The organism is Zoogloea oryzae, assembly GCF_030161255.1.
GTDB classification, from domain to species: domain Bacteria; phylum Pseudomonadota; class Gammaproteobacteria; order Burkholderiales; family Rhodocyclaceae; genus Zoogloea; species Zoogloea oryzae.
In genome coordinates this window covers 1-9,899 of sequence record NZ_BSPX01000107.1, presented here as the reverse complement: position 1 = coordinate 9,899, position 9,899 = coordinate 1, and the positions used below count along the sequence as shown (strand labels likewise).

The 9,899-nt window shown below is 68.3% G+C and carries 7 protein-coding genes; 1 reads left to right on the top strand and 6 read right to left on the bottom strand.

What is annotated here, in order from left to right; all coding sequences use genetic code 11:
• The coding region (locus tag QQK25_RS21150) for a hypothetical protein (protein ID WP_284189742.1) at positions 1-943 on the bottom strand (943 nt) is incomplete at its 3' end.
• Between the two features lie 107 nt (positions 944-1,050).
• A protein-coding gene (gene prfB, locus QQK25_RS21145; RefSeq protein ID WP_153159853.1) for a peptide chain release factor 2 occupies positions 1,051-2,155 on the bottom strand; the annotation gives its coding sequence in 2 pieces (ribosomal slippage) (positions 1,051-2,073 and positions 2,075-2,155; 1,104 coding nt in all).
• A gap of 132 nt (positions 2,156-2,287) precedes the next feature.
• On the opposite strand from prfB, the gene QQK25_RS21140 reads away from it, so the two are divergent.
• Positions 2,288-3,901: a sensor histidine kinase gene (locus tag QQK25_RS21140; protein ID WP_284189741.1), complete on the top strand. Its 1,614-nt coding sequence runs from the start codon at positions 2,288-2,290 to the stop codon at positions 3,899-3,901.
• A gap of 25 nt (positions 3,902-3,926) precedes the next feature.
• Here the strand turns inward: QQK25_RS21140 and QQK25_RS21135 are convergent, their stop codons facing one another.
• From QQK25_RS21135 to QQK25_RS21120, 4 genes are all read right to left on the bottom strand, one after another.
• Positions 3,927-5,969 (bottom strand): extracellular solute-binding protein, encoded by a 2,043-nt coding sequence (locus QQK25_RS21135; RefSeq protein ID WP_284189740.1) that lies wholly within the window; start codon positions 5,967-5,969, stop codon positions 3,927-3,929.
• Positions 5,970-5,979: 10 nt separating this feature from the next.
• A complete protein-coding gene (locus tag QQK25_RS21130) occupies positions 5,980-8,211 on the bottom strand; it encodes a GGDEF/EAL domain-containing response regulator (protein WP_284189739.1) in 2,232 nt (743 codons plus the stop codon).
• Between the two features lie 94 nt (positions 8,212-8,305).
• Positions 8,306-8,881, bottom strand: coding sequence for a hypothetical protein (locus QQK25_RS21125; RefSeq protein ID WP_284189738.1), 576 nt, complete (start codon positions 8,879-8,881; stop codon positions 8,306-8,308).
• A gap of 25 nt (positions 8,882-8,906) precedes the next feature.
• The coding region (locus QQK25_RS21120; RefSeq protein WP_284189737.1) for a pseudouridine synthase at positions 8,907-9,899 on the bottom strand (993 nt) is incomplete at its 5' end.

The following is a 9,899-nucleotide window of genomic DNA, read 5'->3' as shown; positions in this document are numbered from 1 at the left end:
CGGCCTGGGCGGCGATGGCGGCGGAGATCACGAAGTGCTGGGCGAGATCGCCCCGCTCGCGCAGGGCGAGGGTGACCGGCCGGGGCTTGGGCCAGCGGGCGGCGTCGGGGATGAGCACGGCGATGTTGCGGCCGGATAGATGCAGGGCGGCCACCAGCAGCACGTCGCGGTAGGCCTGGGCGCGGTCGGCGCCGAGCTGCTGGCCGGCCTGCTGGAGCAGCGGGCCGAGCACGTCGGCCAGGGCGACCTTGCGGCTGCCCGGCGCGGTGTGGCCGAGGGTGTCGACGAACAGCCGCTGGGCGGTGGCGAGGCGCTGCTGGTCCGCCGGGCTCAGGGCCAGGTTGCGGGCGGAGTCGAGGAGCTCGGGTTGCCAGACGTAGGTGACCGTGACGTCGGCCGGGGTGATGGCGACCTTCGAGATGGTCTTTTTGAGCAACGCGACTTCGGGCGCTAGATCGGTGTGGCGGATGTACTGGGCCAGCAGCGCCTCGAACAGCGCGCCGGGCAGCGGAATGCGGCCGATGTGCACCTGTTCGATGTCGATCTGGCTGCCGCCGCTGGCGCCGAGGCTGGCTTCGACGTTCAAGAAGCGGCCGACGCCGAGATCGGCCAGCAGGCGCGGCAGGGTGGCGGTGTAGCGCACGTCGGCGCCGCCCTGGCGCAGGTCGAGGCTGGCGGCGCCGGGGATGCCGCGGCGGGCGGCAAAGTTGAGCAGGGCTTCGAGATCGCTGCCGGCGAGGCGCACGTCGCGGGTGGTGTTGGGGGCGAGCCGGCGTGGGTCGTTGCGGCGCAGGATGTCCCGGGCGCGGGAGATTGAAGCGGCCGAGACTTCGTCGCTGGCGGTGACCAGCGGCTGGTCTTCAAGGGCCCGGCTGACGAGAAAGATCGTGGCGGCCACCAGCAGCACGATGAAGGTGCCGAGCCAGGCAAGAAGACGGAACATGGCGATGGAAGGCGGTTAAAGGGTGAGGGAACCCAGATCGGGATCGACTGGCGGGCAGCTGCGCGGGGCGCCGGCGCATGGCCGTCGCCCCGCGTCCCCCAGCGGGCTTACACGCCCTGCTTGAGGCTGGCCTGGATGAAGCCGTCCAGGTCGCCGTCGAGCACGCCCTGGGTGTTGCCCACTTCGTAGTTGGTGCGCAGATCCTTGATGCGGGACTGGTCCAGCACGTAGGAACGGATCTGGTGGCCCCAGCCGATGTCGCTCTTGGCGTCTTCGAGCTTCTGCTGCTCGCTCTGGCGCTTGCGCAGCTCGAGCTCGTAGAGGCGCGCGCGCAGCATGGACCAGGCTTCGTCCTTGTTGCGGTGCTGGGAGCGGTCGTTCTGGCACTGCACGACGATGCCCGACGGGATGTGGGTGAGTCGCACCGCCGAGTCGGTCTTGTTGATGTGCTGACCGCCGGCGCCGGACGCGCGGTAGGTGTCGGTACGCACGTCGGCCGGGTTGATCTCGATCTCGATGGAATCGTCGACTTCCGGGAACACGAACACCGAGGTGAAGCTGGTGTGGCGGCGGGCGTTGGAGTCGAACGGGCTCTTGCGGACGAGGCGGTGGATGCCGGTCTCGGTGCGCAGGAAGCCGTAGGCGTATTCGCCGCCGACCTTGATGGTGGCGCTCTTGATGCCGGCCACTTCGCCTTCGGACTCTTCGAGCAGCTCGACCTGGAAGCCCTTGCGTTCGCAGTAGCGCAGGTACATGCGTTCGAGCATGCCAGCCCAGTCCTGGGCCTCGGTGCCGCCGGCGCCGGCCTGGATTTCGATGAAGCAGGCGTTGCCGTCCATCGGGTTGTTGAACATGCGGCGGAACTCGAGCTCGCCCACGCTGGCTTCGACGGTGGCCACGTCGGCCTCGACGGCCTGCATGGTGTCCTCGTCGTCTTCCATGGACGCGAGTTCGAACAGATCCTTGCCGTCGGCAATGCCCTGCTCGATCTTGTCGAGGGTCAGCACCACGCCTTCGAGGGCTTTCTTTTCCTTGCCGAGCTCCTGGGCCCGGGCGGCGTCGTTCCAGATGTCGGGATCTTCGAGTTGCTTGCTGACTTCGATCAGCTTTTCAGCCTTGTTGTCGTAGTCAAAGATACCTCCGAAGTTCGAGCTCCCGGGCCTTCAGGTCGGCGAGCTTGTTGGAGATGGCGTTGAGACGTTCTGCTTCCATGATCGTGGCCCTGGCGGATTCGGGAAAACCTCGAACTATATCATGAGCTTCCTGCTTGGAATGGGCCGCCGCGGTGGTTCGCCCGGGGGCCGGTCGTGCTAGTCTCGCCGGCTCAGGATAAGTGGATAAATCATGAGTCAGACCCCATTGGATAACCGGACCAGGCTGCATCAGGGCGGACGGCTGCTGCTGGCCCGGGTGCGCTGGATCACCCTGCTGGCGGTGCTGCTGGGGCTGGTGGCCGCCGGGGCGACCACCTTTGCCATCGAGCGTTTCCTGGGCGAGGAGCGGGCGCGCGCCGATCTGGCCCGGGATCTGGCCCGCACGACCCGCGTGCTGGCCCTGACGATGCAGGGGCAGTTGTGGGATTACGCCCGGGAGAGCGCCGAGGGCATCGTCCGGTCGCTGGCGGCCGATGACCGGCGGATCGTCTCGGTGGTGGTGTTCGACCGGGCGGGCAGCCAGCCGTTTGTCGAGTACGTGGGGGCGGGGGCGGCCGATGCCGCCGCGGTGATGCGCAGCGAGGTGGACATCGACGCCAACGGCGAGGTGATCGGCAAGGTGGTGGTGACGATGAGCGCCGCGCCCTACCTCGAGGTGGCTGCGGATGCGGTGCGGCGGACGATGCTGATCACCATTTCGATGCTGGTGCTGGGCGGCATGCTCATCATGGCGTTTCTGCAGCGCCGGCTGCTGCTGCCGATGGAGGCGCTGGCTGCGGCGGCGGGCCGGCTTTCGACGGGAGACCTGGGCGGCGAGATCCGCCCGTTGCGCGACGACGAGCTGGGCGGCGTGGCCCGCGCGCTGGAGAACATGCGGGTGGCGCTGCTGGGTGCCTTCGAGGATCTGCACGCCAAGAACCGGGAGCTCACCGCCCAGTCGGCCCTGCTGGAGCAGCGGGTGGCCGAGCGAACCGAGGCGCTGTCGAAAGCCAATGACGATCTGCGCGGCGCGATGGAGGCGCTCAAGAGCACCCAGAGCGGGCTGATCGAGGCGGAGAAGCTGGCTTCGCTCGGCAGCCTGGTGGCGGGCGTCGCCCATGAACTCAACACGCCCCTCGGCAACGCGATCACGGTGGTGACGACGCTGGAGGATCAGCTTGCCGAGATGGAGCGACGGGTGGCGTCCAACACCCTGCGCCGCTCCGACCTGGATCAGCATCTGGTTGAAGCCCGGCAGGGGCAGGACATCCTTCAACGCAACGTGACCAAGGCGGCCGATCTGGTGCGTGGCCTCAAGCAGCTGGCGGTGGATCAGACGACCGACATGCGCCGGCAGTTCAGCCTGGTGGAGGTGGTGGACGAGGTGCTGATCATGGTCCGGCCACGCTTCAACCATACGCCTTACCGCATCGAGACCGATCTGGCCGAGGTGAGCATGGACAGCTACCCTGGCCCCCTCGGGCAGGTGCTGACCAATCTGGTGCTCAACGCGCTGACTCACGCCTTCGTCGGGCGGACGTCGGGCTGTGTGACGATCAGCGCGCACCCGCGGGGCGATGGTCAGCTATTGCTGGTGCTGCGGGATGACGGCGTGGGGATTGCGCCGGAGGTGCGTCGGCGCTTGTTCGAGCCCTTCGTCACGACGAAGATGGGGCAGGGCGGGTCGGGCCTGGGGCTGCACATCGCCCGCAACATCGTGATGGGGTTGCTGGGCGGCACCATTGACGTGGTGAGCGAGCCGGGGCGGGGGGCAGAGTTTCGTGTGGCGATCCCCCTGTCGGCCCCCGAGCGCCCGGCGGCCTGAGTGCTGGCGGGGGGCTGCGGCCTGGTCAGGGCAGGTAGCCGGAATCCCGCATCTGCTTCACTGTGCGGGCCTGGGCCCGGTGCATCGTCTGCGCTGCGCTCTGGCCGCCGGTGAGGGCCTGGGCGATCTCCTGGCCCACGGCGTTGCCGATGGCCGGAAATTCGGGGATCGACAGCACCTGGATGCCGGTGTAAGGCACTGCCCGCAGGGTCGGGTTGCGCGGGTCGGCGGTGGAGAGGGCGTCGAGCACGAAGCCGGAGAACGGTGCGGCGGCCTTGTAGGCCGGGTTCTGGTAGGTGGAGCTGCGGGTGCCCGGTGGCGCGGAAACCCAGCCCTGGTCGGCGGCAACCAGGCGGATGTAATCCTTTGACGTGGCCCAGGTGATGAACGCCAGCGCCGCCTGCTGCTTGGTGGTGGAGGCGGGGATCGCCAGCGCCCAGGTCCACAGCCAGTGGGCGCCCCGCACCGTGACCGCCACCGGCGCCGGGGCATAGCCCAGCACCCCGGCGACCTTCGATTCCTTCGGGTTGTAGAGGCTGCCGGCGGCCACGGTGGCGTCGATCCAGATGGCGCAGCGCCCGTCGGCGAAGAGCCGCAGGTTTTCGTTGAAGCCGTTGCGCTCCGGGTTGGGCGGGCCGTAGTTGCGGAGGGTGTCGAGATACCAGTCGACGGCCCTGATCCATTCGGGCGAGTCGATCTCGGGCGTCCAGTCGGGCCGGAACCAGCGGCCCCCAAAGGTGTTGGCCAGGGTGCTGACGGTGGCCATGTTCTCGCCCCAGCCGGGGCGGCCGCGCAGGCAGATGCCGTACTGCTGTTGCTCGGGGTGGTGGAGCTGGCGGGCGAACCGCTGGATATCCTTGATGGTGGGCCGCGCCGGCATCACCAGCCCGGCCTGGCGGAAGAGATCGGCCCGGTAGTAGGTCATCGAGCTCTCGGCGTAGAAGGGCAGGGCGTAGAGGGTGTCGCCCACGGTGAGCTGCTGGCGGACGTTGGGCAGGATGTCGTCGAGGTCGTAGCTGGCTGGCAGGCCGGTGATCGGGGTGAGCCAGCCGTTGCGCCAGGTCTGGGCTTCGTTGGGGCCGATGGTGATCACGTCGAACTGGCCGTCGGCGATGGCGAGGTCGCTGAGGGTGCGGCGGCGCAGGATGTTTTCTTCGAGCACGCGCCATTCGAGCTCGATCCCGGGATGCGTCTTTTCAAACTGCCGGGACAGGCGCTGCATGATCTGCATGTCCGGGTTGTTGACGGTGCCGATGGTGATGCGGACGCCTTTGCCCTTGGGGCTGGCAGGTACCGAGAGCCCGTGGCGGGCGAGGATGCGGCCCAGGCTGCCGTCCTTCTCGAGGGCCTTGAGGCCGGCGTCGAAGGCCTGCTGCAATTCGGCGTGGCGAGGGCTGCTGACGGGAAAGGCCAGGTGGAAACTGCTGGGAAACAGCACCGGCGACAGGAATTCCAGCTTGCCGATGTACTGGGGGCGCTGCAGGGCCATCAGGTCGGCGGCGAGGTACTTGTCGATCAGCACCAGATCAATCCGGCCATTGGCGAGCTTGTCGAGGTTCTGCAGATCGAGGGCGACCCGCTCGGTGCGCAGCGGGGCGACGGCGGCCGCTGCTGCGCCGGAGAGGCTGCCGCGGGTGATTCCGAAGCGCCGGTCGGCCAGGGCTTCGAGGGCGGCGGCCGGACGGCGGGCGGCATCGGCGGGCAGACGGATCGGGGAATCCTTGCGCTTGAGCAGCCCCAGCTGGTCGCCGGGCAGCGGTGCGGAGAAAAGGTATTCGGCTTTCAGGGCTGGGTCGGCATGAACCGGCATCCAGCCGTCCACCTCGCCGGATTCGGCCATGTGGCGGGCCCGGTCGGGGGGGTAGAAGCTGGTCTGGACCTGATACCCGCTGCGGGCGAAGGCGGCCCGGGCGACTTCGGGCACGTAGCCCTGGTCGGGCAGGGTGGCGCCGGCGTAGGGTTCCCGCTCGATGGCGGCGAGGCGCACGATGTTGTCGGCCACTGCCGTCGGCAGCAGGCCGCCGAGGAGGACGAGCCCGGCGGCGACACGGATCAGCAGGATGAGCACTGGGCGTACCTCAGTAGGGGAGCGGGTAGCCGTCGCGCAGCCCGGCGAGCCAGGCGGCGAGTTCGGTGCTTTCCATCGGCCTGGCGAAGAGGAAGCCCTGAGCCTCGTCGCAGCCGAGTTGGTGCAGCGCGTCGGCCTGGGCGACGGTCTCTACGCCTTCGGCGATCACGCTCAGGCCGAGGTTGCGGCCGAGCTGGATGACGGTCTGGGCGATGCTTCCGCCGGTGCCGCCGGTAGCCTGCATGGCGCGGATGAAGCCCCGGTCGATCTTCAGCCGGTCCACATCCAGCTGCTGGAGGTAGGACAGGGACGAGAAGCCGGTGCCGAAATCATCCACCGCCACGCTCACGCCCAGCGCCTTCACCTCGCGGATGACGCCGGTGATGTAGTCGGGCTCCAGCATCGCCATGGATTCGGTGATCTCGAGTTCGAGCAGCGCAGGATTGATGCCGGTGTCGGCGATGGCGCCCTGGAGCGTCTGGATGAAGCGCGGGTGGCGGAACTGGGCGAGGGAGACATTCACCGCCATCCGGAAGCCGGCGAAGCCCGCCTCGGCGAGGGCCACCTGCCGGTGGCAGGCGTTGCGCAGCACCCACTGACCGATGTCCACGATCAGCCCGGAGTATTCGGCGATGGCGATGAAGCGGTCGGGCGGAATCAGCTCGCCGCTCTCGGCCTTCCAGCGCAGCAGCGCCTCGGCACCGACGATGCGGCCATCGGCAAGATTCACCTGGGGCTGGAAGCACAGGAACAGGCGGTCGTGCTGGACGGCGCTACGCAGGTTGCGCAGCAGGCGCACGCGCTCCTGCACCTCGGTGCCCATCTCGCGGTCGTAGAAGCAGTAGCTGCCGAGCCCGCTGGCCTTGGCGCGCTTGAGGGCGATGGTGGCGTTCTTGAGGGTGTCGGCGCCGTCGCCGGGCACTTCGGCCAGCATCACGCAGCCCTGGCTGGCGGAGATCATCTGCTCGGTGAGATCTATCTCGAAGGGCTCCTGGAACAGCCCTGCGATGGCCTCGGGATTGAGCAGCGCGCGGGGGCCGAGCAGGCCGAAGGTGTCGCCGTGCACGCGGGCGACCATGATCTGGCGGGCGCAGTGTTCCACCAGCCGGTCGGCCACGGCGCGCAGGATGCGGTCGCCGTAGGGGTGGCCGAGGGCTTCGTTGGTCTCGGAGAAGTGGTCGAGGTTGAGCAGGATGAGCAGTTCGTCGCCGCCCTGGCGCCGGCGGTGGTCGATCTCCTGGACCAGCCGGGTGCGGTTGGGCAGGCGCAGCTGCGGGTCGACGAAGGCCGACGCGTTGAGCTGGGCGAGCAGGTCGAGGTTGTCGAGGCACACCGCCATGTTGGTGCAGAACACGTCGATGAGCTGCTGGTCGGTGTCGGCGAGCGGCGTTACGGTGTCGATGTAGGCCGCCATCATCATGCCGGAGCGGCCGCCGAAGAGCAGCACGGTGCGCGTGCCGTTGAAGAGGCTGGTCTCGTCGGCCAGGCTCTTGATGAGCATACCGCGCACCTCGCCATCCTCGAGCTGGTCGAGGGGCTGGTTGAGCAGGCCCAGGTAGCGCCCGGCGGCGGCCACCACCCGCAGGCTGGCTGCATCGACCGGCCCGCTGTTCTGGCGGCGGGTGATGATCAGACCCTCGGTTGGCAGGCCGAGCAGGCCGGTGATCTGGGTGATGACGCCGGCGGCGAAATCGCTGATGCCCCGCTCGGCCATCAGGCGGGCGCTGCCCTGGACGATGAGGTCGAGGCCCCGGCGGCTCGCCGAGATGATGTGAAGCTGGCTGTAAGAACGGATCGCCGCGGTGAGCGTGGTGTAGAGCTTGATGCGGGTGAGTTCGGACTTGGTCTTGTAGTCGTTGATGTCGTAGTCGCGGACGACTTCCATCTCGGGCGCGTAGCCCGGCTGGCCAGTGCGCAGGATGATGCGGATCTCCTGCTGGCCGAGTTCGTCGCGGATGTGGCGGACGAGCTCAAGCCCGGCGTTGACCTCTTCCATTACCACGTCGAGGAGGACCACCGCGATGTCGGTGTGGGCGGCGAGGATGCGGCGGGCTTCGGCGGCGCTGTGGGCGTGGAGGAAATCGAGGGGCCGGCCGGCGATGGGCAGGTTGCGCATCGCGAACACCGTGGCCTGATGGACATCGTCTTCGTCGTCGACGATCAGTACCTTCCAGCCGGGCTGGACGGGAGCACGGCTTTCATCCTCGGCGCAGAACAGGATTTCGTTGTGTTCGTCGACCACTACGCCTCCCATGTTGCCAAGATGGTTATAGCCAGGATTGACGGACTGCGCGACGATGAATTTAGTTTCCGGGTGAGTGCGCCGGCCTTGCCCGTTATGGGCTGACCGCCTTCTTGCAGGCCTTGTATTTGGTACGGCAGCGGTTCGAGCACAGGAACTCGGTGTTGTAGTCGCCCTTGGGGCAGGCGCCGAGGCAGCGCGTGTTGGCGGTGATGCACTCGGTGAGCGAACCCGTGGGGACCGGCGTGCGCAGAGCCTCGCGGGTGTCTTCTTCCTTGTCGGGCTCCTTGCGCATCAGCCGGAAGGTGCCCCGGGAGCTGGCGTCCCGCCGGCCGGCCTGGGTGTAGCGGCCCTCGAACATGCTCGTGGAGCAGGTTCCCACGAAACGCAGCACCATCGATGAGGTGAATGGCACGGTGAAGTCGCACTTGTCGCCCATCATCTCGCCGGAACTGATCTGCCCGACCGCCGAGATCGGCGGGCTGGCCTTGACCCGGCCAACCAGCACGCCGTGAAGGTCGCGCAGTTCGACGGTGACGGTGATCGGCCCGGCGAAATCCTCGGGCAGCAGCATGCCCTCGTAGAGCTTGTCCTCGGCGCAGGCGCCTGCCGCGGCCAGGCCGAATAGGAGCGAGCAGACTGCCTGCCGGAGGAACGCACATGGTTTCATGGGGGTTTGATGCGATGTGGGTATTCTAGAACAGTTCGTCGGCACCGAGGTAGCGCCATTGGCCCGGCGGCAGATGGCCCAGCATCACCCGGCCGATGCGCACCCGCTTGAGTCCGACGACCTTCAGGCCGACAAGTTCGCACATCCGGCGGATCTGGCGCTTCTTGCCTTCGCGCAGCACGAAGCGCAGCTGGTCTTCATTCAGCCAGCTGACCTTGGCGGGGCGCAAGGCCTCGCCATCGAGGGACAGGCCGTGGTTGAGCAGCTTGAGGCCCTCGTCCGACAGCGTGCCTTCGACGCGCACGTGGTATTCCTTCTCGATGCTCGAATCGTCGCCGATCAGCGCCCGGGCGATCCGCCCGTCCTGGGTGAACACCAGCAGGCCGATGGAGTCGATGTCGAGCCGGCCGGCGGGCGCCAGGCCCCGGTGATGGCTGTGCAGGTAACGGTTCTCCGACGGGTCTTCGGCCCAGCGGTTCTCGGCGGTGATCAGCACGCTGGCCGGCTCGTAGCCGTCTTCGGCCTGACCGGAGACGTAGCCCACCGGCTTGTTGAGGAGGATCGTCACCCGGCTGTCCTGGGCGGTCTGGCCGCGGCGGTCGAGTTCGACCACCTGGCCCGGATGCACCCGCGAACCCAGCTCGCTCACCACCCGGCCATCCACGCGCACCCAGCCCTTCTCGATGTACTCGTCGGCCTCGCGGCGGGAGCACAGGCCCAGCTCGGTCATGCGCTTGGAGAGACGGATCGAACCGTCGTCGCGGAGCGGCGAGGGTTGCGGCGCGGGACGCGGTTCGCCAGTCCATTGCTTGCGTTCGTGGCGCGGCGGGCGATCGGTGGCCGGACGCTCGCCTTCGCGGCGCGGGCCACGGTCGTCGGCGTTGCGCTCGCCGTAGGGGCGGGCGGGGCGGTCGTCGTCACGACGGGGCGGGCGGTCGCCGAAGCCACGGGGCTTGTCGGCGTACAGGGCGTGGGCACGGGGGTGCGGCGTGATGACTGCCGAGCCGGCGAACCAGGC